The organism is Streptococcus mitis, assembly GCF_023110375.1.
Classification (GTDB): domain Bacteria; phylum Bacillota; class Bacilli; order Lactobacillales; family Streptococcaceae; genus Streptococcus; species Streptococcus mitis_CI.
Map to the genome: position 1 here is coordinate 1 of NZ_JALDVV010000002.1, position 26,500 is coordinate 26,500.

The following is a 26,500-nucleotide window of genomic DNA, read 5'->3' on the forward strand; positions in this document are numbered from 1 at the left end:
ATGGGACTTTTTTTCTACAACAAAATAGGCTCCATAATATCCATAGGGGATTTACCCACTACAAATATTATAGAGCCTTGATTTTCATTGAGTATAAGATCCAATAACATCACAAAAAGAAATCAGGTAATCCTAGTGACTACCTGATTTTCTATGTTTTAGGCATTTTGCCAATTCTCTTGGTCTTCTTTAAAGCGTTTTAGGAGATCCAAGCCTTCTGGTGTGATATACCCTTCTTCTTGGGCTAGGTAGATGAGTTCACTGTAGTTCGAAAGTGTCACAAGTTTGACACCTGCATCTGAGAAGTTCTTATCCGCTTTTGGCAATTGATAGCTGAAAATCGCTACAACACCGAGAACGTCAGCTCCTTCGCGTTTGGCTGCTGCTACGGCCTCGAGAACAGAACCACCCGTTGAAATGAGGTCTTCAACCACTACCATTTTTTGACCTTGAGCTACACGGCCTTCGATTTGATTACCAGCACCGTGGTCTTTTGGTTTGCTACGGATGTAGGCAAATGGCAGATTCATCTTGTCAGCAATAATAGCTCCGTGTGGAATCCCTGCTGTCGCAGTTCCTGCAATGACTTCTACCTCTGGAAAGGCTTCTTTGATGGCTTCCACAAAGCCATTTTCAATTAGGGTACGAGTTTCTGGATAGGCTAGTGTCACACGATTATCAGTGTAAATCGGTGACTTGATACCAGATGCCCAAATAAAAGGCTCCTCTGGTTTGAGGTAAACGGCTTGAATTTTCAAGAGGTGGCTAGCGATATCTTTAGCAAGTGTCATGGTATTCTCCTTTTATTTTTCTAATCTAGTTCTTTAATTCCAGTCCTGTGTCCATTCATCCTTGATGGCATGATAAGCTGCAACAGGATCCTCAGCTTGGGTAATGGGACGTCCCACTACAATATAGTCACTACCGATTTGATAAGCATCCGCTGGCGTCATCACGCGTTTTTGGTCTCCAACTGCAGCTCCGGCCGGACGAATGCCCGGTGTCAGACAGATAAACTCTGGATTGGTGGCCTGCTTGATGAGTTGCACTTCCTGAGCCGAGCAAACAACACCGTCTAATCCCGCTTCAGCTGTCTTCTTGGCATAATGAATCACAGACTCTTGCAGGCTGGTTTGGATATTTTGAAAATCCTGCATCTGAGTTTCTGATGTTGATGTAAGCTGAGTAACAGCAATCAATTTAGCTTGACTTCCAAGACCTTCACGCGCAGCCTTCATCATCTCTACACCACCAGCCGCATGAACATTTGTCATATCCACACCAAGCTGAGACAGGACCTTCATAGCTGATTTGACTGTATTGGGAATGTCATGCAACTTAAGATCCAAAAAGACACTGTGCCCCAGGCCTTTCAAGTAAGACACAATCTCAGGCCCCGTTGCGTAATAAAGCTCCATCCCTACCTTTAGATAAAGGCTTTCTTCTGCTGGAAAAAGAGCTAAAAATTCCTTGATCGCCTCAAAACTAGGAAAATCAAGAGCAATGACTGGACGATGTTCTCTCATAGGTTTCTCCTTTTACCTTTGCTAGTGAGAGAGTCTGGACACAAGAAGCCACGAAAAAAGGAACCTGCCAACAGCAAGGTTCCACGAAAAATGGGTAGTCTCCACCCTTTCACCGTCTAACCTTAGCTGCCTCTCTGGACTGCTTTAAAGGTTTTTTACTATTCTATTATTTCTACTAGTACTTGTCAAGTAAAAACATGGTCACTAAAGAACTATGAGAGAAAAGATAAAGCCTAGCGGCGCGATGAACGTCGGGTCGTTTGGTTTTGATTGCCCTCTTCCTCCAGCTTTTTCCTTTCCTCTTCTAGTTTATTCTGCTGTTCTTCCAGTCTTTTCTTCTCTTCCTCTTTTTGTTTCTTCTCAGCTTCCTTAGCCTCTTGTTTGGCTTTTTCCTCAGCCTCCATAATTAATTTATCCGCCACTGTGTAACTGTAAATTCCAGCTTCCATGTCAATCACACTCGGTTCTGACAATTGTGGCTTAATCTTACTGTAATATGGCAGTTTCTTACTCATTTCAGAAAGGGGAACCAAGACCTCGTCCGAATCATTCATAGTCACTCGAATTAAATCTGATGTGACCTTGCTTGGGGCTAGTTCCACCTTTTGGATAGCCGCCTTGAGTTCGGGACTAATTTGAGCAAGTTCTGACGTAAAGGTCTTGATTTGTTCGCTGTCATTAAAGAGAACTGATATATAAGTTTCTGGCAGACTGACCAAACTTACCGAACTGGTCTCAAGCTGACCACTTGAAAGGATTGGATAATGACTTTCTCCAGAAACATAGTAGGCTACAATATCATATTCCTTGACCTTGATTGTAAACTTGGTTGGAAATTGATAGACAAGCTGAGCTGATTCAACCCAATAGTTAGACTTGATCTGCTCTTCATATTTTGCCTTATCTAGCAGAAGGTTAATCGTATAATCCGAATCCTGAATACCTGAAGCCTGTCGAATATCATCAGCTGTAGTTTGCACTGTTCCCTCAACACGAATATCCTTCATGGTCGCATAAGGACTGAGCAAATAAGCAGAGACAACCAATAAAATCAGACTGAGAAACAAAATCGAGATAGCCCGCCAGATATGAACTCCTGGAATTTTCGGTTTGACCGGTTTTTCCTTTACAGGCTTTTTCTCTATTTTTTTATCCTGTTTATTCTGTTTCTTTGGCTCTTTGGATTTTGGTTCTTCTTTGGGTACTTCTTTTTTAACGTCTTCTGACTCTTCTACTTTTTCTTCAGACTCTTTCTTAGCTGATTTTGAGTCTTTTGAATCAGATTCACTCTCTTGCTCCTCGGTTGCATCTGACTTTTCAGATTTTGAAGCCATTCGAGTCTGTCTTTCCTTTTCCTTCTCCTCAGCTAGGGCCGCCTCTTCCTCAGCCTTCTTTTTTAGATATTCTTGGTTTCGTTTCTGCCATTCTGATAACTCTTTAAATTCTTCGAGGATTTCTTTGCCCTCTTTTTTCTTATCTTTTGACATTTACTTTCCTTATGATAAATCTTTTTTCAACAATTGATAAAAATCTGCTAGAGATTTCAATTCCTTTGAAGCCTTCATCTTGGCTTGATAGTCTTCCTTGTGACTTAGTAAGTGAGAAAGCTTCACTTCTAAACTGTCCAAGGTCAAATCGCTTTCTTGAAGCTCTTCTGCATAGCCTTTTTTTACAAAGTAAGCTGCATTCTCAATCTGGTCTCCACGACTAGCTTCACGACCAAGTGGCACAATAACATGTAATTTTGCCATGGCCAAGAGCTCAAAAATCGTATTAGCACCACCTCGTGTCACAACTATATCAGCCAATTCCATCAAGGGTTGATAGAGATTGGTCACATAGTCAACACGAAAGAGATTTTGGCTCAACTCGTTCAGGCTAGAATCTCCAGTTAGATTGATAATATTGTAGCGTTCTGTCAGTTCTTTCTTATGGTCTGTCACCAATTGGTTAAAGACACGAGCACCTGCAGAACCACCGACAAACAATACAGTTGGCAATTGGGGATTAAAGTGGGTTTGAATATCCACCAATTCATCGGGTTCTGGATTTTTTTGATCTGAAACCTTGGTCACTGCTCCCACATGCTCAACCTTAGTCAAACTTGAAGCTTGCTCAAAGGTTGAATACATCTTCGTCGCAAATTTATAGGCGATTTTATTGGCCAAGCCCATAGATAGGTCCGATTCGTGAATAAAGACTGGCACTCCTGACACACGGGCAGCGATAACAGGCGGCACTGAGACAAAGCCTCCCTTTGAAAAAAGAGCCTGTGGACGAAGTCGTAACATGATAAAGAGCGACTGGACAATTCCCCAGCCAACTTTAAAGACATCCAGCATATTTTGCCAAGAGAAATAGCGACGCAATTTCCCAGTCGCAACGGAGTGGAAGGTGACATCTAGACCTGACTTGAGGATTTCTTGGTGCTCGATGCCACGTTTATCTCCGATATAGTGGACTTCCCAGCCATCTTCGATGAACTTGGGCATTAACAAAAGGTTGAGGGTCACGTGTCCAACCGTCCCCCCACCTGTAAAGACAATTTTCTTCATATTATTCCTTTAACTCCGCTACTGTGTCGATAAAGAGGTCGCCACGTACTTCAAAGTTAGCATACATATCCCAGCTGGCATTGGCTGGACTGAGAAGAACCACGTCTCCTTGAGTCGCAAGCTCGTAGGCCTTGCGGGTCGCATCAGCAATATCAGTCGCATCCACATAAGACACACCAGCCTTATCTGCTGCTCGTTTGACACGTTCGGCAGACTGACCGAGGATGACCATCTTCTTGAGTCCAGTAATGTCTGGTACCAATTCGTCAAACTCATTGCCACGGTCCAAACCACCTGCAATCAAGACCACCTTGCTGTTGTCAAATCCTGACAAGGCTTTTTGGGTAGCCAAGATATTGGTTGACTTGCTATCATTATAGAATTTGACACCCTTGATTTCATCCACAAATTGGAGACGGTGTTTGACACCTCCAAAGGCTGAAAGAGTTTCTTTGATGGTTTGGTTATCCACACCACGAAGCTTGGCTACAGCAATCGTCGCAAGGGCATTTTCCACATTGTGGCTACCTGGAACTCCGATTTCATTCGCTGCCATGACCACTTCTCCACGGAAGTAGAGCTGACCATCTTCCAGATAAGCTCCATCAACCTTTTCCTGTGTTGAGAATGGTACAACTGTAGCTTGTGTTTTAGTAGCTAATTCTTTTGCCAAGTCTTGGTTAAAGTTCAAGACAAGGAAATCATCCGCTGTCATCTTGTTCTGGATATTCCACTTGGCTGCTACATATTCCTCAAAAGAACCATGATAATCGATATGAGTTGGCATGAGGTTGGTAATAACCGCGATCTCAGGATGGAATTCTTGAACGCCCATCAATTGGAAAGAAGAAAGTTCCATAACAAGAGTGTCCTTGTCTGACGCAGTTTGGGCCACTTGACTGGCAGGATAGCCGATATTTCCTGATAAGAGACCATGTTGGCCAGCAGCAGTTAAAACTTCCCCGATCATCGTCGTTGTGGTCGTTTTTCCATTAGAACCAGTAATACCAACAATCGGTACTTCTGAAATCAAGTAAGCCAATTCCACCTCAGTCAAGACTGGAATACCCTTTGACAATGCCTTTTCAATCATGGGATTGCTGTATGGGATACCTGGATTTTTCACCATCAGAGCAAACTCTTCATCCAAGAGTTCCAAAGGATGACCGCCTGTGATGACCTTGATCCCTTCTTCCAGCAAACTTTGGGCAGCTGGATTGTCCTCGAATGGTTTCCCGTCATTTACTGTCACAATGGCACCTAGCTTGTCCAACAAACGAGCTGCAGATTCACCAGACTTGGCCAAACCTAAAACAAGGACTTTCTTATTTTTAAATTGATCTATTACTTTCATGTCTCGAACTCCATTTCTACTCTTACTATTTTACCATTTTTATGGAAATAATTCTAAACGAAAATGCTCAGATTCAGCATTCTAACAAGCAAAAAGAGAGCCGAAACTCTCTTCTTTATCTTTTTTTACTTTTATGGACCGACATGAGGGTAATATCTCGCAAGCTAAAGTATGCTAGGAAGAGCATGGCGATTGCGATAAAGAATTCTGTCGGTAGCTGAAAGATTTGCAGAACAGACAACATCAGCAAAATCAAAAGTGCTACGAAAGCAAAGACGACAAGGACGATATTAACTGTCCCTTTAATGCTTTCTGGTGTCGCAAATACATAGAGTAGTAATAAGAGGATTCCTATGATTAAATAAACCATCTTTATCTCTTTCTAGCTCTTATTCAGCTGATTTTTTCTTCTTGTTAGCTTTCTCACGCTCTGCCTTGTTAAGGATTTGTTTACGCAAACGGATAGACTCAGGCGTTACTTCCATGTACTCATCATCGTTCAAGAACTCAAGAGACTCTTCAAGCGTCAAGATACGAGGTGTCTTGATAACAGCTGTTTGGTCCTTAGTAGCTGAACGGACGTTGGTCATTTGTTTTGCCTTAGTGATGTTAACTGTCAAGTCGTTCTCACGAGAGTTTTCACCGATAATCATTCCTTCATAAACCTCAGTACCTGGGTTGACAAAGATCGTACCACGTTCTTCGATAGACATGATTGAGTAAGTTGTAGCCTTACCAGCATCGATAGAAACAAGGGCACCACGGTGACGACCACCAATTTCACCTGGAATCAATGGCAAGTATTGGTCGAAGGTATGGTTCATAATACCGTAACCACGAGTCATTGACAAGAACTCAGTTGAGTATCCGATCAAACCACGCGCTGGAACAAGGAAGACCAAACGAGTTTGACCATTACCAGTTGAAATCATATCCAACATTTCACCCTTACGTTCAGAAAGGCTTTGGATAACAGATCCTTGGTATTCTTCTGGAGTATCGATTTGAACACGTTCAAATGGCTCACATTTAACTCCATCGATTTCTTTTACGATAACCTCTGGACGAGATACTTGAAGTTCATATCCCTCACGACGCATTGTTTCGATAAGGATTGACAAGTGCAATTCTCCACGTCCTGAAACCGTCCATTTATCTGGTGAATCAGTTGGGTCAACACGAAGGGAAACGTCTGTTTGCAATTCTGCCTGCAAGCGTTCTTCTACCTTACGAGAAGTCACCCATTTACCTTCTTTACCAGCAAATGGTGAGTTGTTGACCAAGAAAGTCATTTGAAGAGTTGGCTCATCGATGTGTAGGATTGGAAGAGCTTCTACTGCATCTGTCGGAGTAATGGTTTCACCGACAAAGATATCTTCCATACCTGAAACGGCAATCAAATCACCTGCTTTGGCTTCTTGGATTTCACGACGTTCCAAACCAAAGAAACCGAAGAGTTTTGTAACACGGAAGTTTTTAGTTGTACCATCTAGTTTAGAAAGGGTAACTTGGTCCCCAACCTTAACAGTACCACGGAAGACACGACCGATACCGATACGTCCAACGAAGTCGTTGTAGTCCAAAAGTGACACTTGGAACTGCAAAGGCTCATCAGAGTTATCTACTGGAGCTGGGATATGGTCGATAATCGTGTCAAAGATTGGTGCCATCGTAGCTTCTTGGTCAGCTGGATCATCTGACAATGAAGAAGTTCCGTTAATAGCTGAAGCATACACCACTGGGAAGTCAAGTTGGTCATCATCTGCACCAAGCTCGATGAAAAGTTCCAAGACTTCGTCCACTACTTCTGCTGGACGAGCTGATGGTTTATCGATTTTGTTAACAACCACGATTGGGACAAGGTCTTGTTCCAAGGCTTTTTTCAATACGAAACGAGTTTGTGGCATGGTTCCTTCGTAGGCATCTACGACTAAGACAACCCCGTCAACCATTTTCATGATACGCTCAACTTCTCCACCGAAGTCCGCGTGTCCTGGAGTGTCCATGATGTTGATACGAGTTCCGTTGTAGGCAACAGCTGTATTTTTAGCAAGGATGGTAATTCCACGCTCTTTTTCGATATCGTTTGAGTCCATAGCACGCTCAGCCAATTCAGTACGTGCATCAAGCGTTTCTGATTGTTTCAATAATTCGTCAACGAGGGTTGTTTTACCGTGGTCAACGTGGGCGATAATCGCAATGTTACGGATATCTTCTCTTAATTTTGTCATGATTTCCTCTATAGTATTCAAAATTTATTTTCTAACTGAACGATTATACCATATTTTCAAGTAAATAACATAACTCAAGCAAGTGTAAATGTTTTCACTCTGCTTTTCTTTTCACGTCAAGCCTTTTCAAAGTATACAACTTATGATAAGATAGGCACAGTATGCGTTTAGATAATTTATTAGCCCAAGAAAAAATCAGCCGAAAGGCCATGAAACAAGCACTTCTCAAAGGGGAAATTCTCGTCGATGGTTGCCCAGCTCGCTCCCTAGCCCAGAATATCGATACAGGACTACAAGAACTTCTTTTTCAGGGCCGAATCATTCAAGGTTATGAGCATACCTATCTCATGCTTCATAAACCTGCTGGTGTCGTGACAGCCAACAAAGACAAGGAGCTTCCAACCGTTATGGACCTCCTTCCACCTAACATCCAGTCTGACAAGCTCTATGCCGTCGGTCGACTGGACCGAGATACGACAGGCCTTCTCCTTTTAACAGACAACGGCCCCTTAGGTTTTCAACTCCTCCATCCCCAATACCATGTCAATAAGGCCTACCAAGTTGAGGTTAATGGACTCCTGACACCTGACCATATTCAAGCCTTTCAAAAGGGAATTGTCTTTTTAGATGGCACTATCTGTAAACCTGCTAGGCTAGAAATTCTATCCGCAAGTCCTTCCCTCAGTCAAGCCTCTATCACCATTTCAGAAGGGAAATTTCACCAGGTTAAGAAAATGTTCCTCTCGGTTGGTGTCAAAGTAACCTCCCTCAAACGAGTTCAGTTCGGTGAGTTTACATTAGACCCAGAACTAGCAGAGGATCAATACCGTCCCTTGAACCAAGAGGAATTGAAAATCATTAAAAACTACTTAGAGAAAAGTGGATAAAACAAAAAAGCTTTCAAATAAAGCTTTTTTGTTTTACACTACTTAATTCATAAAATTCATAAAAGAATCAATCCTAAAACCCAATTAATTACGGAAACTACAATCCCTACAATAGCTATAATTTTTTCTGTTTTATAGTCTAGTCCAGATTCTTTTTGAAGTGAGTTAGCATACAATAAACTGGTAATACCTAAACCAATACCTCCCAACGGAAATAACAAACCAAGAATAATCGACAAGATACCCACAAAAAGTGGATTTTTCTTCTTTTCTTTCATGTTCTAAGAACTCCTTAAATTTTATACAAATTAATTATACTATAAAACAATAGCTTCATCCTATCATTCGACTAATTTGGAAATAAGGTTAGCTAGTCTTCACTTTCCCTTTCCAAGAATCCAAACCATAAGAAAGGATATAAATCTCAGTAAAACCTTGTTTTTTCAAGTAAAGGGCAGCATTTGTAACTCGTTGCGCACGTTGGTTTTCGTAAAGAAGGACAGGTTTATCCTTACGAAGAGCTGCAAGACTAGTTTTCAACTGACTTGAAGGAATATTGCGTGCACCAAGGATATGTTTTCTGTGGAATTCTGCTGGGTCGCGCAAATCAATCAATTGACCCGTACGAATCAAGGCTTCAAACTCCTCATTGTCTACAATTTTAGCCGCACGGCGAATACGAAGATAGTTAAAGCCCATCCACGCCAACATTGCTAGTATAAGTGCCCACAAAATCCAAGTAACCATTAGTTCTTTTCTCCATTTTTCTCAATATAATCCAATTCTACCTTGTGCTCTCTGCGAAGAACTGCTTCTGCCTCTAGATAGTCCAATTTGTCCATCAACCCTGCATCGTAAATCCGAGAGAGTTCCAACTTCATCAGTTCAATATCATATAAGCGTTTTCCCATGTAAACAATAATACCAAATCGTTTGAGGAATTGCTGCACATCATAGAATGTTTTCATAAGACTCATTCTAGCAAAATTTTGTGTTTTTTTCAAGAAGAGAATCACACACTCCCCCTGATTTTCCTATCTTCTTTGGCGATTCTGACGCAAGTGTGGTACAATAAAAACATGAGAATTCAACAATTACATTATATTATCAAAATCGTCGAAACTGGATCCATGAATGAGGCAGCTAAGCAACTCTTTATCACTCAACCAAGTCTTTCCAATGCTGTGAGAGATTTGGAAAATGAAATGGGCATTGAAATCTTTATCCGCAACCCCAAGGGCATCACCTTGACCCGTGATGGGATGGAGTTCCTCTCTTATGCCCGTCAGGTTGTCGAGCAGACCCAGCTTTTGGAAGAACGCTATAAAAATCCTGTCGCCCACCGCGAACTCTTTAGCGTTTCCTCCCAGCACTATGCCTTTGTAGTCAATGCCTTTGTTTCTCTACTCAAGAAAAGTGATATGGAGAAATACGAGCTCTTCCTTCGTGAAACTCGTACTTGGGAGATTATCGACGACGTCAAGAACTTCCGTAGTGAGGTCGGTGTCCTATTTTTTAACAGCTACAACCGTGATGTTTTAACGAAAATGCTGGATGACAACCACCTGCTGGCTCACCATCTCTTTACCGCGCAACCGCATATCTTTGTCAGCAAGACCAATCCTCTGGCAAAAAAAGACAAGGTGAAACTGTCTGATTTGGAAAACTTCCCTTACCTCAGCTATGACCAGGGGACGCACAACTCCTTCTACTTCTCTGAAGAGATTCTATCGCAGGAATACCACAAAAAATCTATCGTAGTCAGCGACCGTGCTACCCTCTTTAATCTCTTGATTGGTTTGGATGGTTATACCATTGCAACAGGTATTTTGAACAGCAACCTCAACGGAGACAATATCGTTTCTATCCCACTGGACATTGACGATCCCATTGAGCTGGTCTATATCCAGCATGAAAAAACCAGCCTATCTAAGATGGGCGAACGCTTTATCGACTATTTACTAGAAGAAGTCCAGTTTGATAGTTGAGAAATGATAAGAACCAATATGTAGGCCAGCAACAACCTACGCATTGGTTCTTTTTATTTATAATTAAAAGTCTCCCCTGCCAACTTATCAGCTAACTTAGGAAAGAGGGTATAAAACTTATGGGCTAAGTTCAACAAAATCGGAAGATTAAGTTCTCGTTTGTTTTTTCCTATAATCTTGACAATCTTTTTAGCCACTGCATCTGGTTCTAGCAGGAAGCGGTCAACTGATTTAAGATAGGTGCCATCTGGGTCAGCCTGGTCAAAAAATCCTGTACGGATTGGTCCTGGATTGACCGTCGTTACATAAACACCGTAGGACATGAGTTCGAGACGCAGAGCATTTGAAAAACCAATGGCTGCAAACTTGGTCGCTGAGTAAAGGCTGGACTTGCCAGTAGCAATCAAACCTGCCATGCTGACGATATTGATGATATGGCCTTTTCGCCTTTCCTTCATACGAGTCGCAAGGCGACGAGACAGATTCATCAAAGCAAAGGTATTGACCTCGAACATCTGGTGAATATCTTGGTCAGAAATCTGGTCAAATTCCTCAAAAATTCCGTAACCAGCGTTGTTAATCAAGACATCAATCTTACCATAACGGAAATAGAGGTCAGTTACCAGAGTTTCTAGGGCTGAATCATCGGTAATATCGATTTCAATCAATTCTGCATGGGGATGATTTCCGTAGAGTTGGGCTAATTTTGCCTTATCTCGACCAAGCAAGATGAGCTGGTCTTCTGGCAAAAGTTTGACCATTTCTTGGGCTAGACCACCGCTAGCTCCGGTAATGAGAATAGTAGGCATACTTATCCTTTCTGTGACTGCTAGATTTCCACTTCTTCCAAGTCTTTGACTACATGCACATTTTCAAAAATTGTAGCCGCATCTTTCTTGAGTTTGCTGATATCTTTTGAAAGGAAACGGGCACTGATATGGTTGAGCAGGAGTCGTTTGGCACCTGCTTCTACTGCGACCTCCGCTGCCTGCATATTGGTTGAGTGACCATGATTACGGGCAATTTTCTCATCGCCTTTGCCATAAGTTGATTCATGGACCAAGACATCAGCATTGACAGCCAGACGTACGCTGGCATTGGTTTTGCGGGTGTCACCTAGAATAGTGATAATTTTACCAGGACGAGGAGCTGAGATATAGTCTGCTGCCTTGATTTCAGTACCGTCTTCTAGGACAACATCCTGACCGTTTTTGATTTTTCCAAAAAGCGGGCCAAATGGGACACCAGCCGCCTTGAGCTTTTCAGCATCCAGCGTTCCTTCAAGGTCCTTTTGCATGACACGATAACCAACACAGAAAATAGTGTGGTCCAGCTCTTCTACATACACCGTAAATTTATCGGTCTCAAGGATTTTCCCAAGGGAATCTTGGTCAAACTCATGGAAATGAATGCGGTAGGGCAGACGAGAACCTGACACACGAAGGCTGGTTAAGACAAATGACTTGATTCCCTGAGGTCCATAGATTTCCAAATCTGTCTGCTCTTCATTGGCTTGAAAGGCACGGCTAGAAAGGAATCCTGGCAAGCCAAAAATATGGTCTCCATGCAGGTGTGTAATAAAGATTTTACTGACCTTACGTGGTCGAATTGTGGTCTCCAGAATGCGATTTTGCGTACCTTCTCCACAGTCAAAGAGCCAAACTTCGTTAATCTCGTCCAAAAGTTTCAGGGCGAGACTTGAAACGTTGCGGGCTTTAGAGGGCTGACCAGCCCCCGTTCCTAAAAATTGAATATCCATTCGATACTTTCTAATTAATCAATATATAACATGGCTGTGCGGTTTTCCGATCGGAAATAGCGCTTGCCAGAAAAAGCAGTAGCTTCTTGCAGTAAATCCTCTTGGCTGTAGCCTTTAAGACGCTTACGACCATCAGCCAAGCTTTCTAAATCAGTCAAAGCCGTGAGACTCTCCACGCTAACAACTTCCTCATCCCCGACATCCTTCATGTAAATCTTTCCAGACTCTTCAAAGACTAGTTGATGAGGAAAAATTTGCGCAATCTCAAAGAGCAAGTCTTCTGAAATAACCTCTTCATTTTCAGAGAAAATTCGACCCAGACCCTCACTCTCATAGCAAAAACCAAAGGATTTACCAGACAGATTAAGGCGAATAAAAGGCTTGTTTTCTAGGGTGAAACTTGGCTCAGTATTGTAAAGATTCAGTTCCTGACTGAGTTCCGCAAAATAATCCGTAGCAGCCTCCGGACTCTTTTTCTGGTATAGCTCTGCAAAGTAGGCATTGACCACACTTGGCGGAGGAGTAATGAGTACCAACTGCTCTTGTTCTGTTTTACCAGTTAGAAGTTGATCCAGAAAGACCTTATCCAGATTTGTATAACCTCCATACTTTAGAGCCAAAGTTTTAATATCAGTCATAAAATTCTTCTAACCTCCATTTATTTTTCTCAGAAATGTAGCCTGTAATAACTTCTCCATCATCTTGGTAGTCACGATCTTCCAGAATCGCAACACTTTCTAAATCATGAATCTTATAGGATTTTGAAAAAGGCACGCGCAAGGTAAAACTCTCAAAAATCTCCTTGATTTTCTCTAAAAATAAAGCCTGCAAGTTCTCACGACTATCCTTAGACTTGGCAGAAATGAGAGCATAGGGCGTTTGGGTCGGCGTGAAATCCTCCACCAAATCTGCCTTATTGTAAAGGGTCAGGCGAGGAATATCCTCCATGTCCAAGTCTTTCATAATAGACAGGACTGTTTTTTCATGCTCCTCGTGATAAGGATTGCTGGCATCGATGACATGAACCAGAAGATCCACATGCTTGCTTTCTTCCAAAGTTGACTTGAAACTAGACACCAACTCTGTCGGTAAATCTTGGATAAAGCCCACGGTATCAGTTAAAGTCACCTGTAGATTGCCCCCTAGATGAATACTCTTGGTTGTCGCATCTAGAGTCGCAAAGAGCTCGTCCGCCTCATACTGGGTCTTACTGGTCAAGGTGTTCATGATAGTTGACTTCCCAGCATTGGTATAACCAATCAAACCAATCTTAAAGGTGCTTGACTCCAAACGTTTTTCTCTGACTGTGGCCCGATTTTTCTCAACCACCTTGAGCTGGCGCTCGATATCCGTGATTTGGTTGCGAACGCTACGACGGTTCAGCTCCAGCTGGCTTTCACCTGGACCACGGGAACCAATTCCCCCTGCCTGACGACTAAGCATAATCCCCTGACCAACCAAGCGAGGCAAGAGATATTTTAACTGAGCCAAATGCACTTGGAGTTTCCCTTCATGACTTCGAGCTCGCATAGCAAAGATATCCAAAATCAACTGCATACGGTCAATGACCTTGACACCCAGAATTTCCTCCAGATTGACATTTTGCCGTGGAGTTAAACGGTTGTTGACAATGACAGTGGTAATCTCTTCTGCATCCACCATAAGCGCAATTTCTTCCAACTTACCAGAGCCGACGAAGGTCTTGGAGTCATACTTTTCACGTTTTTGTCTATAACTATCTACAACGACTGCTCCAGCTGTCTTGGCTAAACTGGCCAATTCTTCCATAGAGAGATCAAAATTGTCCATGCCCTGCAATTCCACACCGATGAGCAGGACGCGTTCCTCTTTTTTCTCCGTATCAATCATCTAAAAACTCCTCTATCTGGCTTAAAATGCGGTCTTGCACACCAGATTCTCCAATCTGATAAAAGGTGACCTGCATGCGATTACGGAACCAGGTCAACTGACGCTTGGCAAAACGACGGGTCGCCTGTTTGAGACTCTCACTAGCTTCCTCCAAGGTTTGCTCTCCACGGAAATAAGGAAAGAGTTCCTTGTAGCCAATTCCTTTAGCAGCCTGCACATCAGGGTAATGGTCAAAAAGCCACTTAGCTTCATCCAAAAGCCCAGCCTCAAACATTAGATCTACTCGGCGATTGATACGCTCATAAAGCTGACTGCGCTCATCGTCCAAGCAGATAATCAGCGGTTCATACAAGGTCTCTTGATTTTCCAAATCCTGACCAAAATGGGCAATTTCCAAGGCACGCATAGCACGACGACGATTAAACTGGGGAATTTCAAGACCTGCTTGCTCTACCAGATGGGCTAACTCCTCATCTGAAAAAGATTCTAAACTAGCTCGATAAGCTAAAATTTCCTCATGTGGTATCTCTCCACCGAGATGATATCCTTCTAGTAGACTCTGTATGTAAAGCCCTGTTCCACCAGCGATAATGGCAAGCTTGCTACGGCTGTGAATATTCTCAATAGCCATCTTAGCTTCTGAAACAAAATCAAAAGCCGAGTAAGACTCGGTTACCTCTCTAACATCGATTAAATGATGAGGAACAGCTGCCTGCTCTTCTGAACTAGCCTTAGCCGTCCCAATATCAAGTCCTCGATAGACTTGTTGGCTATCTCCACTAACCACTTCGCCATTAAAACGCTTGGCCACTTCAATGGCAAGGGCTGTTTTTCCAACAGCAGTCGGTCCAACAATCACAATTATTTTTGTTTTCATCTTTTTTCCTTGAAAAATTCCCATTTTTTCGTTACTATTATTATAACACAAAAAGGTCAGTCAGAAAAATGTGACCTCTTAAGGGGGCTGGCTGATTAAGAAGATAAAGGAGGAAGACTCATGGCTAAAGGATTTGCTAAAGGTCTTGTAACAGGTGTCGCAGGAACTGTCGCTGCCGTCGCAGGTGCGGTATACGCATTCAAAAAGAAAGTGATCGAACCAGAAGAGCAAAAAGCAGCTTTCATCGAAGAAAACCGTAAAAAAGCAGCTCGTCGCCGCGTATCACGTTAAAAAACAAAAGAAGTTGGGATTTATTTTCTCAACTTCTTTTTTCTATTCTTTTAAATAGCTAGGTCAAACTTCAACTGCGGCTTGACAGGGTCATAATCCACCAACTCAAAGTCCTCTGCTTTGATATCAAAGAAATTAGTCTTATCTGGCACATTCAAGACCAAACGTGGTTGGCAGTTTGATGGCTCACGACGGAGCAATTCCTGAGCTTGTTCAAATTGATTGTCATAAATATGAAGATTGTTGATAAAGTAGAAGAACTTCCCAATCTTCCAGCCAAAATGCTTGGCAATCATCATTTGAAGAGCCACATACTGCATAGCATTGATGTGGTGGGCCACCAGCATATCGTTAGAACGCTGGGTCAAGGTCGCATCCAGATAGATTTCTCCATCAACACGGCGGACATCAAACATGGTCTGAAAGGCGCATGGGAGCAACCCATCTGTTTCTTCGAAAGCTTGATAATCCCAGAGCGAGATGATATTACGACGATTCCAAGGATTGGCTTCCAACTGCTTGAGAAGCTTATTGATGATATCGTGTTTCTTAACAACGGCACCATAGCGCTCACCGATGGTTCCTGTATCTCCCACTTCCCAGTCATTCCAGTAGTGAACATTGTACTTGCTATTCAGTACTTCTAAGCTATTAGACTGATCTTGGTAAATCCAGAGCACTTCCTTTATGGCTGATTTGATTGCAATAGGACGTAAGGTTGTGATAGGAAATTCTCCCTTGGCCAAGTCATACTCGGCAAATGCACCCGTTACATACTTGGAGTTAGCAACAGTTCCATCCTTATACTTAGGACGTGCCTGCTCAGAAAAGACACCGTCTTTGAGGATTCGTTCAATATTTTCTTTAAAAATCGTATCTGCTTTTGTCATTTACTCTCACCTCATTTATTGTCCTAACTAGTATAGCATAAAAAAAGCTTTTCTACATGCTCAGATAATCAATAGCTTTCTTGTATTTTTCAAATCGTTCCAGATTCTTTTCAGTAATTGTAGCTAGTCTAGATAAATCTGAATTATGTTTCAAATCTGCTAATTTGACACAACGTGCTATAGGATTCGATTTAACAAGTTCCAAATATTGTTGATAATCTTGTCCCTTTTTCTTGGTCAGTACCTGCACTGCAGTAACAACAGTCTCTGGTAAACCAGCCAATATTAGTTCTTCTGCTGTATAAGGGCTATCTTCAAGAACATCGTGCAATAGAGCGACTGCCTTTTCTTCTTGCGTATCGACCAGACTTGCTACAAAAAGAGGGTGTTTGATATAAACTACTCCAGCCTTATCATATTGTCCCTCATGTGCTTTTTTTGCGATGGACAAAGCTAATTCAAACATGGATTGTTCTGACTTATTCATTTAAAATCTCCTTTCTAAAATCAAAAAGTTAAGAGTTATATTTACAATTATGATCTTGAAAAAGAGCCTGATGAATCACCAAGCTCTGTCATTTTTATTTTATTGCAATACAAGTGATGCTGCTCCGATAACTCCAGCGTCATTTCCTAGAGTTGCAAGAGCTAGTTTAGTAGTTGTGCGTACTTGTGGGAAGGTATTTTCATCGTAGACTTTTTGAACACCTTGTAGAAGGAATTCTCCCGCAGCTGATACACCACCACCGATAACGATTGTTGATGGGTTTAGGATTGAGCCAATGTTAGCACAAGCGATTCCCAAGTAACGTGAGAAATTACGGTAAACGATCAAAGCAAGATCGTCTCCTTCTTTTGCCAAATCAAAGACAGTCTTAGCGGTTACTTCTTCTCCATTATCAATCAAGCGTTTCAAGGCTGCATCGCCTTCGTATTCATCGGCATAGCGACGAGTCAAGTTGACAATCCCTGTTGCTGAAGCGACTGTCTCAAGGCAACCTTTCTTACCGCAAGTACATGCGATTGGTTGATCAAAGTCAACAGTGATATGACCAAGCTCACCTGCTGCACCAGCAACACCGTGAAGCAATTTGCCTTCAGCGACGATACCGCCACCAACACCAGTACCGAGTGTCATAAATACAACATCTGGTTGGTTATCACCAGCCCCCATCCAACGCTCACCAAGAGCAGCTACGTTGGCATCATTATCGATGAAGAATGGAATACCCAAGGCCTTTTCAATCTTCTCTTTAATTGGTTGAAGGGTTTTCCAGTTGAGGTTGTAGGCACCGATAACAGTCCCTTTTTCACGGTCAACCACACCTGGTGATCCCATCCCAATTCCTTGGAAGTCCGCTGCTGCCAATCCAAGCAAGTCCAAACGATGCTGAATAGACTCAATCATATCATCTACGATATGACTTCCCTCATCCAAAATATTAGTCTTGATAGACCATTTTTCTTGGATTTCTCCTGCTGTTGTTAAGATTGCAAATTTGATAGAAGTTCCACCAAGGTCAATCCCAATAATCTTTTGACTCATCATATTCTCCTTTTTTATTATGAATTAATTGAAAATGCTTACAGATATAGTATAACAAAATTCACTCATTTATGCAAAGGTTTGCATTAACTTTCTAGATTTTATCCTTACTTATGGTTTCCATAGACCTGAAGCATCTACATAGTAGCGGCCTCCATCAACTCGCTCATTTTTAGCCATTTTACCATCTGATTTCAAATAGTAGTTTCCTTGCCATGCATTGCGAGCATAAGAACCATCTGATTTCAAGTAATACCAGGCTTGATAAGAAGAGTCATAAACCCACTCACCTTGTGCCATTTTACCGTTTGATTTAAGGTAATAAGCTCCTTGCCATGCATTTTTTGCATAAGAACCATCTGATTTCAAATAATACCAAGCTTGATAAGAAGAGTCATAAATCCATTCACTCTGTGCCATTTTACCATCAGCTTTCAGGTAATAGCTTCCCTGCCATGCATTTTTCACTGGATTTCCATTTCCATCAAAATAGTACCAAGAACCGTCCTGCTTAACCCAACCACTTGCTGTGGATGAAGTTGTATCAGTTTGAGTTGTAGCCGCTTGTTTTGCTTTAAAAGCACCCTTAGGAGCATTTTTCAATTCGCAAGCCACACCATCATGATCGCGGTCTAACTTGGCAGAATAACCAGGTTCTCCCTCGTGAATATCTGCGTATCCATTCGCCCAAGCTTCTTTACAACTAGAAAAATGAATGTTTTCTTCTGCTAACACAGGTTGTGAAAACAAGGCTAAGACTGGCAAGGTAGCCAGACTCATTTTTAAAAATAGACGTTTATTCATTTCGTTCTCCTATAACGATGTTATCGATTTCACTATTATTTTATCAAACTTATTTCAGCAATTCAAGAACATTTGTGAGCTTATCCTTCAAATAATTCCGAACTTCTTTCCAACTCTCTGCTGACTGCCCTAACCCGTGTAAAAATATCAGTTTCACCTAGCTCTCCTCAAGGCTTAGTTTATACAAGCCTCTCACTCCATTACAGGCGTAAATAGCTTCTGCTTGGACTAAATCTGCCAATGTCAAGATTTTCTCTTCTACTTCTCCTGTTTCCAGCAAATGCTGACGGTAAATTCCTGGTAAGATTCCAAGTCGGATAGGCGGTGTATAGAGTTTTCCAGTGATTTTCAGAACCAAATTTCCGATAGAGGTTTCAAGTAGCTCTCCAGACTTATTGTGATAAATCTTCTCTTGTTCCCCTAAGCTCAAATGCGGTCGGTGAGTCGTTTTGAAGTAGGTAAATGCTTGTTGCAAATTGGCTTCCTGCAGACAAAGTTTGGCCTGACAAAAACTTGGACTGAGGGGTGTTAATACTCGGCGTTCGACTTCTATCTCTCCAGACTTGCTGAGAGAAATACGCAAGCGGTAATCTTGATTAGCATCACAAGTCTGACACTCTGCTTCAATCTTTTGTCTCAAAATTTCTGGGTCAAAAGGATAAGCAAAATATCGACTAGCTTTTCTCAGTCTTTCCAAATGTTGATCTTCAAACAGCAAGCTCTTCTGACTGATTTTTCCAGTTGTAATTATTTGGAAACGAGCTTGTTTACGATAAAGAACTGCCGCCTTTTGATGAAGCTCGCGGTATTCAGATTCCCAAGTGCTATCCCATGTAATACCTCCGCCAACTCCATAGATGGCTTTCCCTTGATACAGTTGAATAGTTCGGATAGCAACATTAAAAATTCGTCGTCCATTTGGAAGCAGGAGACCAATCGTTCCACAGTAAACTCCACGCGGTTGAGGTTCCAAATTTTTGATAATTTCCATAGTCGCAATTTTCGGTGCTCCCGTTATGGAACCGCAAGGAAAGAGTGAGCGGAAAATTTCAACAAGGTCCACATCCTCTCGCAACTGACTCTTGATGGTCGAAGTCATCTGCCAGACAGTTGAATACTGTTCCGCTTGGCAAAGACGCTCCACATGCTCACTTCCCACTTCAGAAATACGGTTCATATCATTGCGCAAGAGGTCTACAATCATCATATTTTCAGAGCGATTTTTGGGATCCTGTTCCAACCAACTGGCCTGCTCCAAGTCTTCTTGGTCGGTCATGCCACGCTGAGTCGTTCCCTTCATTGGTCGCGTTGTCAACTCGCGGCCATTTTGCTCAAAAAAGAGCTCTGGGCTCATGGAAATCACTGCCATCTCGTCATGTTCAACATAAGCATTGTAACCCGCCTCCTGCTCTACCACCATACGATTGTAGATGGCAAAAGGATTAGCGCTTAAGTCTTGCTTGAGTTGGACGGTGTAGTTGACCTGATAAGTGTCTCCCTGCCGCAAATGATGGTGAATCTGTGCAATCGCCTTTTCATAGTCCTCTGCAGACGTTACTTCCTGCCAATTTGAAGGCAAATTAACCTCATCATAAGTCAGAGGAATAGGTGATGTTTCTACCCTATCATGAACTGTAAAATATAGCAGATACTCTGCCAGTAAAGGAGCTTTATGAACTGCTAATTTCTCCTCAAAAGCGGGTGCAGCCTCATAGCTGACATAGCCCACCACATAGTAGCCCTGCTCTTGGTAGCTTTCCACTTGTGCCAGCAAATCTGCCACTTCTGCTACATTTCTCGTTTTCAACTCTTTAATAGGCTGGGTAAAGGTGTATCTCTCCCCCAAAGCCCTAAAATCAATCACTGTTTTTCTATGCATACCTTAAGTATAGCACAAAATAAGAAAACCCTCATCCGCAAAGCAGATGAGAGATTTCAATTATTTAAAGATTGAAGTTTTAAAGCTGTTTGTTTGTTGAAGAAGTTTTTTGAATAATTTCTCTTTAAGTGATACGGTATTATCAAATTTAACTGAGCCATTTTTAAGAGTAGCTTTATCTTTATCAACGGCAGCAGCAAATGCATTCTTCAAGTCATCGTAACTACTGTATGTAGTACCGTCGATTGTAACAGGGTTAAATCCTACTTTTGCTTTATCAACAACTTCTTTGAAGTATTCTTTCTTCCAATCTTCTAGAGTATTAAATTTACCATCAGAAACTTTCTTAATGATAAAGTCATCACCTAGAGTAGCATGACCTGCTTGTTTAGACTCATTTTTCAGCATGTTAGAAGCATAATTTAGGAAGCCTTTTTCATATCCAAAGTAACCCCACATACGGAAGGTGTTATGTTTGAATGACATTGCTCCTGGTGCTCCTTCACTTGTGTTACCTCCATAGATACCTGCAGTGATAGGTACAGTTACATAGGCAGAGCCAAATCCAGTTGGGTCATACTGACCATTACCAGGACCGTGCTTAGTCATGAAGTTTTTCTCTACTAAGTCGTTAACAGATGTTAAATTATATTCTTTTTCTTCTGCATTTAAATCCCTAACGTTGTCGTATTGGTTCTTCGTATTAGCTCCACGAAGTTGCTTATCTACTTTCTTGAACCAAGCATTGTTTAGTTCTTTACTGCCTTTATCAATTACAGCTTCTCCTTCAAGATAATCAAGAAGCATAAGCGTATCATTGAAACCTTTCATGTAATGATCAATTTCAGCGCGAGAAGTAAGGTCATTTGGATTAGTGTTGTACCATTGGTTTCCATCGTTTGGACGTTCGTAGGCCATGTTCAATCCTAGTGCTTTAAAGTCACCGTTTGGACTTGTTTCAGCAGGTGATTGCAGCATACCTTGTGCAAATGCTTCTAGGTCAGTACCTTCACGGTGTCTTGAACCACCTAAATAAACCATACGGTCATTTACGTGAGTCGTTTCGTGAGTGAAGGCTGAGATACCAAAGTCACTAATCATATCCGTCACCATAAAGAAGACTGAATCATCTTTATATGGATTACCGTAGATACGAGCTACAGCTCCCATACGCCAGTCAGTTGCGTGGTAACGACCTGTTGGTCCGTACAATTCACGGATAGGCGCTACATCCTTACCACCATTCGTATATCCATATTTATCTGTGCTGATTCCTTTATAGTTTTGGTTATCAAGTACTGGTGTTGGCACCATGTTATTGCTCTTAAGCAGCTGGTTGCGAACTTTATCCAATGATAGACGAGACCAGAAATCTAGGTAATTTTGTTGACCTTTAGCAACTTTATTGATTTCAGCTTTGAATGCTTCACGTTCGGCTTCAGTATTCTTACCGTATTTCTCAAATGAACTGTATGCCATAGTGTTATATGTTGAGATTAAGAACATATGCGCATCTTTTAAGTTAAGAAGTGGTAAAATCATCTTACCGTGAACATCGTTGTTTAATCCTTCGTATGCTCTGTGTTTCTTATCAGCAAATTCAGGAGTTGTTGTTTTAGGTTCAACGATATATACATTATCTTTAGTAGCTTTTATGAACCAATCGTTTAAGTCTGTGTCACTTGTGAATAGACGCATATTATAGTCTAAGAAACTGTTTAACTCACCTATACCAATAACTCCACCGATCGTTTCGCGATAAGCTTCTAAAGTTCTATCACCTTTAATGTTACTTTCTTTAGAACCAACCTTAATCAAGAAGTCTAACACACTCACATTCTTACCGTAGAAGTCAGGTTTGAATAACATTAACTCTTTAATGTTAAAGTCATCGAATTTAACTCCGTAGTAACGGTTTAAGTAAGCTAATCCAAGAAGAACTGCAGCTTTATTGTCATCAATTTTCTTAATTAACGCACGTTTAGCGGCTTCATCAGTGTTCAGTTGGTGATCTTCATTTTCCACTAACTTCGTAACGAATTGATTAAGATTATCTTTAACATACTTGAAGCTTTCTTCTAAGTAAAGGTTCTTAATTGCGTTAACTTTTCCGTCACCATTTTTTCCGAATAATTTGTAAACATCATCAGATTGCAATTCAACTGGACTCAATTTACTTTCGATAGCATTGATCAAATCGGCACGATCTTTAACAACCCTATTTGGTGTGTAAACAATATCACCTAAATCGTTAATACTATATTCACGAACTTGTTGAACCTTAGATTCTTTTTGTGTAATAGCTTTAATTTCTTTCGTCTTATCTGCATAATGAATCATAATATGATCAGCATCTGTAAGGTCTGTGACAAAGTCATTGCCTTTCATTGCAGTTACAGACAATACTTCTTTGGTCATTAATGGACTATCAGTAGCTAATTTATTTCCTTGATTTACAATCCATTCTTTGTTGTAGAATGGTTGAAGTTTTTCAATGTTACGGTAAGTAAGTTCACGAGATGCATCATAGTCATCAATATTTTTGTATTGATCAGCTTTACTTACAATATTGTTCAGTTTGTCTTCAATAGGAAGTGTGCTTTCGAATTTATCAGCAGTGATTCCCATTTTAGCAATTAATTCATCAGCTTTTTCTTTAGTTATGCTAGGAATTTTTTTAGAATTTTTATAAGTTGTTTTACCTTCACTTACACCCTCAACACTGTAGTTGCGCTTCGTTCTAGAGTATGTAAAGTAATCATCAGCATCAATATCAGAGTGACCAAAGACCATTTCACCAGTCTTAACTTTCATCATAGTGATGTTATCTTCTATAGCCCCTAGTGCCCAGTTAGTCCCTAACAGTCCACCAGACATAACAGCTTCTTTCAGTTCGATAGTTCCTTTTGCTACAGAGTTTCGAAGAGTACCTTCTTTACCTAAAGTGCTGTTGTTGCCACCATTTTGAGATGAATATACGATTCCGGCAGCTTTAGCTTTGTTACCTGTAATTTCAGCATCAACATAAGCTTTTTCTACAATACCTTTCCAGTTCTCACCGACAATACCTGTTAAGTAACCACCTCGATTTCCAGCAGCGTGTACTTTACCGATAAATGCAACGTTACTTAATTTTCCACTACCATCAATTTTATTGATAACACCAGATACATCATTATTACCAACAACGTTACCTGTTACTTTAATATTCTCTACAGTCGCATTATTTTTGATAACATTCGCTAGTGGTGCAATCCTATCAGTCCCTGGCATGTCGATATTTACATTTTCAAGTAGTAAATCTTTAACAGTACCACCGACAATATCACCGAATAAAGGTCTGTTCATATTGCTAATGGTAAATTTATTACCGTCAGTGCTTGTTAATGTTCCTTTGAAAGCATTAGTAACATAAGATTTTCCTGCTGGTTTAACGTTAGCAGCATTGATATTGCTACCAAGCTTAAATGTGCCAGTCGGGTCTTTTTGCATAGCTTTTACAAGGTCGTCAAAGCTATAATATACATCACCTTCGTGTGTTTTTTGTTTTTCAAAGTAATGAACATACTCTTCGCTCAGTGTGTTGTCAGCATTCCGTTGAATCAAATCAGGTGCTTTGGCAGTGACTTTGTATAAAGTTTTTCCGTCTTTTTCTACTTCTTCAATCTTGTCAACGGCAAGTCTTGTTATTTTATTGTCATGAGTGGTCACTCGTAAATAAAGTGGAGCAAGATCAGCTGGTTTTGCTGTCAGCAAACTAGTGTCTGTTTCGTTACCATCAGCGTCCACACTCATCAAGCTTGTTTCTTTGATGTTTTTGATTTCAACTTTTTTGAGGTCAATTCTTAGCGGTTCTTCCTTCAGAACTTCTTCCTCATCACCCTCACCACGGTCATAAACCATCTTCGTTTCAAGTTTATAATCCTTGTAGTATTGTAAATCTGTCAGGGTAGTTGTCAAGTCGTCTGGTGAAACATTCAAGGTTTTGACAATCTCATCACCTTTTTTCAGAGTTAGGGTAATAGATTTAATGGCTGCCTTACTTGGATTTTCTAGACTATACTTAACATCTGAAGTACGCTTCAAGTCCTTAGATTCAACTGCTGTGATGGTCAATACTGGTTTTTCAAAGCTCTTGGTACCACGTTTCAAAATTTTGTCTTGAGGTGCCTCAAGGATTTCCTCTGTAACTTTTGGTGCATCTTCTGTTTTAACACCCTTAACGGTATTAAAGGTCTTGGTGATTTTTTTCTGACCTTCTTTACCTTCTTGAGCTACAACTTCTACACCTTTTTTCAGTTGGTCATCTTCTTTAATAACTTCCTTAAATGGAATCTTTTCAAGACTTTCTTCTACAAGAGTTCCTTCAATTGGTTTTGTCCCACGACTTACCTGTTGGTTTACAGGTTCCTTGGTAACTTTTGTGCTAGTTGAAAGAACTTGGTCCGTTTTAACACCTTCTACTGTTTTATAAGTTGTTTTAGTAACTTGACTACCTTTTTCACCATTTCGTAGGACTGTTTCTTCGTCCGTATACTTGGTTGGATCCTCAGTCGTTTCAGTTTTGTAGTCTAGGTCTGTAGTCGATGTTTCAACAAGGGTTCCCTCAGTTACTTTGTACTCAGGTAACTGTTCTTGTAAAAGAGCTTGACCTACTTTACCTTCCTCTTGTGTACCTTTTACTTCTACTGGAGCCTCTGGTAATTCGGGTTGCGTTAGAGCTTGTCCTGCCTTACCTTCTTCTTGAGTTCCTTTTGCTTCTACTGGAGCCTCTGGCAATTCAGGTTGTGTTAGAGCTTGTCCTACCTTACCTTCTTCTTGAGTTCCTTTTGCTTCTACTGGAGCCTCTGGCAATTCAGGTTGCGTTAGAGCTTGACCTGCTTTGCCTTCTTCTTGGGTCCCCTTCGTTTCAACTGGAGCCTCTGGAAGTTCTGGTTGTGTTAAGGCTTGGCCAGTTTTACCTTCCTCTTGAGTTCCTTTAGCTACTTGGTGACTTGGTTCAGCTTGTGGTACTGGAGTTGGAGCAGGTTGCACCTCTTTCTTAGTTCCGACTGCAATGACTTGCGACACAGGATTTTGGACTACTTGGTCTTGGATGACTTCTCTAACTTCTTGACCGTTGACTATCGAAACTTTAGTTACAAGGCGACGCTGACCCTTTACTCCAGCTACGACGATACGAGTCTGTCCTTCTGCTAGATTCGCATCTGGATTTGTGACTGTTTCAAACGGAATCTCCACCAAGCTCTCTTCCTGTCTTGTCTGAGGCTTCTCAGAAACTGGTTTTTCTTCAATAGCAGGAGCAACTGGAGTCTCTACTACAGGATTCTCAACGATAGTTTCTGAAGCAACAGCAGGTCTTTCTTGAACGACTTCTGTCTTCTCGATTTCATTTGCACTTTGCTTTTCTACTGGCAACTGAGGCTTCTCAGCTGAAGCTGGTCTTGATGGATGGAGTTCTGCTTCCTTGAAGTAGCCAATATACTCATAGCCATCAATGTGGATAATCCCTTCAGCCAAGCCTTCATGTGTAGAGGCTGAAATAGTTTGGTTATAAGAAAGCAATTCTTTATTTTCAAATGCGAATGTCCCATAAGGTACAAAGGTGCTGGCTCCTAAAGAACCAATCAATAGAACACCTAGAACTTCTCTACGACCTTTTTTAGACACCAAAAAGACTGCTAGAGAAGCCGTTGCCAAGCCAAGGCCTGCTAGAGCGACCTCCTTACTTCCTGTGTAAGGAAGTTGTTGACTGGTAGTTGCCTTCTTGCGATAAACTACATAAAGAATATCATCATCTTGAAATTCCATAGGAACCTCATGATGAATCAGGGCTTTTTCAGACTCGGTCAATTCCTGCTCTGCCAAATAACGGTAATGAACGCTATGAGCTCCACCAACTTCATTGGCTTGTACCTTATCTACTGAAAGGGCACTGGCACCAAAAAGGAAGGCCCCAATGGCTACAGGACCTACCCCAACAGTTAGCTTACGAATCGAATATTTGGTGATTTTTTCTAGTTGTTGTTTTGTTTTTTTCATTC

23 protein-coding genes and 2 pseudogenes are annotated in these 26,500 nt (G+C 41.3%); 3 read left to right on the plus strand and 22 right to left on the minus strand.

The window, feature by feature from the left end:
• Positions 1–158 precede the first annotated feature (158 nt).
• The 7 genes from pyrE to typA form a co-directional block, all read right to left on the minus strand.
• Positions 159–791 (minus strand): orotate phosphoribosyltransferase, encoded by a 633-nt coding sequence (pyrE, locus tag M1G12_RS02155; RefSeq protein WP_247949327.1) that lies wholly within the window; start codon positions 789–791, stop codon positions 159–161.
• 33 nt (positions 792–824) lie between these two features.
• Positions 825–1,526: an orotidine-5'-phosphate decarboxylase gene (gene pyrF / locus M1G12_RS02160; protein WP_247949328.1), complete on the minus strand. Its 702-nt coding sequence runs from the start codon at positions 1,524–1,526 to the stop codon at positions 825–827.
• Between the two features lie 233 nt (positions 1,527–1,759).
• On the minus strand, positions 1,760–3,013 hold the full coding sequence (locus M1G12_RS02165; protein ID WP_247949329.1) for a cell division protein FtsQ/DivIB: 1,254 nt from the start codon (positions 3,011–3,013) through the stop codon (positions 1,760–1,762).
• Between the two features lie 9 nt (positions 3,014–3,022).
• Positions 3,023–4,081, minus strand: coding sequence for a UDP-N-acetylglucosamine--N-acetylmuramyl-(pentapeptide) pyrophosphoryl-undecaprenol N-acetylglucosamine transferase (locus M1G12_RS02170; protein ID WP_247949330.1), 1,059 nt, complete (start codon positions 4,079–4,081; stop codon positions 3,023–3,025).
• Position 4,082: 1 nt separating this feature from the next.
• A complete protein-coding gene (gene murD / locus M1G12_RS02175; protein WP_237447336.1) occupies positions 4,083–5,435 on the minus strand; it encodes a UDP-N-acetylmuramoyl-L-alanine--D-glutamate ligase in 1,353 nt (450 codons plus the stop codon).
• 115 nt (positions 5,436–5,550) lie between these two features.
• Entirely contained in the window at positions 5,551–5,805 is a 255-nt protein-coding gene (locus M1G12_RS02180; RefSeq protein WP_020903498.1) for a DUF3165 family protein, read from the minus strand.
• Positions 5,806–5,824: 19 nt separating this feature from the next.
• Entirely contained in the window at positions 5,825–7,666 is a 1,842-nt protein-coding gene (gene typA, locus M1G12_RS02185) for a translational GTPase TypA (RefSeq protein WP_000164111.1), read from the minus strand.
• Positions 7,667–7,827: 161 nt separating this feature from the next.
• Here typA and M1G12_RS02190 point away from each other — a divergent pair, with 161 nt between their 5' ends.
• Positions 7,828–8,553 carry a 16S rRNA pseudouridine(516) synthase gene (locus M1G12_RS02190; RefSeq protein ID WP_247949331.1) on the plus strand — a complete coding sequence of 242 codons (726 nt, stop codon included), beginning with the start codon at positions 7,828–7,830 and terminating at the stop codon, positions 8,551–8,553.
• Positions 8,554–8,609: 56 nt separating this feature from the next.
• Here M1G12_RS02190 and M1G12_RS02195 read toward each other — a convergent pair whose 3' ends face one another.
• The 3 genes from M1G12_RS02195 to M1G12_RS02205 form a co-directional block, all read right to left on the minus strand.
• Positions 8,610–8,831, minus strand: a complete 222-nt coding sequence (locus tag M1G12_RS02195; protein ID WP_247949332.1) for a DUF4190 domain-containing protein — start codon at positions 8,829–8,831, stop codon at positions 8,610–8,612.
• An 88-nt stretch (positions 8,832–8,919) separates the two neighbouring features.
• On the minus strand, positions 8,920–9,300 hold the full coding sequence (locus tag M1G12_RS02200; protein ID WP_033685338.1) for a rhodanese-like domain-containing protein: 381 nt from the start codon (positions 9,298–9,300) through the stop codon (positions 8,920–8,922).
• Positions 9,300–9,569, minus strand: coding sequence for a YqgQ family protein (locus tag M1G12_RS02205; RefSeq protein ID WP_020901947.1), 270 nt, complete (start codon positions 9,567–9,569; stop codon positions 9,300–9,302). Before M1G12_RS02205 ends, M1G12_RS02200 begins: the two co-directional genes overlap by 1 nt.
• Before the next feature lie 63 nt (positions 9,570–9,632).
• On the opposite strand from M1G12_RS02205, the gene M1G12_RS02210 reads away from it, so the two are divergent.
• Positions 9,633–10,541 (plus strand): LysR family transcriptional regulator, encoded by a 909-nt coding sequence (locus tag M1G12_RS02210; protein ID WP_001222582.1) that lies wholly within the window; start codon positions 9,633–9,635, stop codon positions 10,539–10,541.
• A 53-nt stretch (positions 10,542–10,594) separates the two neighbouring features.
• Here M1G12_RS02210 and M1G12_RS02215 read toward each other — a convergent pair whose 3' ends face one another.
• From M1G12_RS02215 to miaA, 5 genes are read right to left on the minus strand one after another with little or no spacing between them, the layout of a single operon-like run.
• On the minus strand, positions 10,595–11,350 hold the full coding sequence (locus tag M1G12_RS02215) for an SDR family NAD(P)-dependent oxidoreductase (protein ID WP_247949333.1): 756 nt from the start codon (positions 11,348–11,350) through the stop codon (positions 10,595–10,597).
• Between the two features lie 20 nt (positions 11,351–11,370).
• Positions 11,371–12,300 carry a ribonuclease Z gene (gene rnz / locus M1G12_RS02220; protein WP_247949334.1) on the minus strand — a complete coding sequence of 310 codons (930 nt, stop codon included), beginning with the start codon at positions 12,298–12,300 and terminating at the stop codon, positions 11,371–11,373.
• Between the two features lie 14 nt (positions 12,301–12,314).
• On the minus strand, positions 12,315–12,938 hold the full coding sequence (locus M1G12_RS02225) for a cystathionine beta-lyase (protein ID WP_125328259.1): 624 nt from the start codon (positions 12,936–12,938) through the stop codon (positions 12,315–12,317).
• Positions 12,931–14,169 (minus strand): GTPase HflX, encoded by a 1,239-nt coding sequence (hflX, locus tag M1G12_RS02230; protein ID WP_125328258.1) that lies wholly within the window; start codon positions 14,167–14,169, stop codon positions 12,931–12,933. The genes M1G12_RS02225 and hflX overlap by 8 nt, the downstream gene beginning before the upstream one ends.
• Positions 14,162–15,046 (minus strand): tRNA (adenosine(37)-N6)-dimethylallyltransferase MiaA, encoded by an 885-nt coding sequence (gene miaA, locus M1G12_RS02235; RefSeq protein ID WP_247949335.1) that lies wholly within the window; start codon positions 15,044–15,046, stop codon positions 14,162–14,164. Before miaA ends, hflX begins: the two co-directional genes overlap by 8 nt.
• 120 nt (positions 15,047–15,166) lie before the next feature.
• Between miaA and M1G12_RS02240 the strand changes: the two genes are divergently transcribed.
• Positions 15,167–15,337, plus strand: coding sequence for a DUF3042 family protein (locus tag M1G12_RS02240; RefSeq protein ID WP_001051780.1), 171 nt, complete (start codon positions 15,167–15,169; stop codon positions 15,335–15,337).
• A 50-nt stretch (positions 15,338–15,387) separates the two neighbouring features.
• On the opposite strand, the gene M1G12_RS02245 is transcribed toward M1G12_RS02240, so the two are convergent.
• The 7 genes and pseudogenes from M1G12_RS02245 to M1G12_RS02275 form a co-directional block, all read right to left on the minus strand.
• Positions 15,388–16,227 (minus strand): thymidylate synthase, encoded by an 840-nt coding sequence (locus tag M1G12_RS02245; RefSeq protein ID WP_247949336.1) that lies wholly within the window; start codon positions 16,225–16,227, stop codon positions 15,388–15,390.
• A gap of 52 nt (positions 16,228–16,279) precedes the next feature.
• The gene (locus M1G12_RS02250; RefSeq protein ID WP_247949337.1) at positions 16,280–16,714 is read right to left on the minus strand and encodes a GTP pyrophosphokinase; all 435 of its coding nucleotides are present in this window, start codon (positions 16,712–16,714) and stop codon (positions 16,280–16,282) included.
• Positions 16,715–16,813: 99 nt separating this feature from the next.
• On the minus strand, positions 16,814–17,773 hold the full coding sequence (locus tag M1G12_RS02255) for an ROK family glucokinase (RefSeq protein WP_020902451.1): 960 nt from the start codon (positions 17,771–17,773) through the stop codon (positions 16,814–16,816).
• Positions 17,774–17,890: 117 nt separating this feature from the next.
• Positions 17,891–18,577 (minus strand): annotated as a pseudogene (locus tag M1G12_RS02260) (excalibur calcium-binding domain-containing protein); the annotation flags it as partial.
• A gap of 58 nt (positions 18,578–18,635) precedes the next feature.
• Positions 18,636–18,734: pseudogene (locus M1G12_RS02265) on the minus strand (alpha/beta fold hydrolase); the annotation flags it as partial.
• Positions 18,735–20,456 (minus strand): aminodeoxychorismate synthase component I, encoded by a 1,722-nt coding sequence (gene pabB, locus M1G12_RS02270; protein WP_247949338.1) that lies wholly within the window; start codon positions 20,454–20,456, stop codon positions 18,735–18,737.
• A 60-nt stretch (positions 20,457–20,516) separates the two neighbouring features.
• Positions 20,517–26,498, minus strand: a complete 5,982-nt coding sequence (locus tag M1G12_RS02275; protein WP_247949339.1) for a ZmpA/ZmpB/ZmpC family metallo-endopeptidase — start codon at positions 26,496–26,498, stop codon at positions 20,517–20,519.
• Positions 26,499–26,500 lie beyond the last annotated feature (2 nt).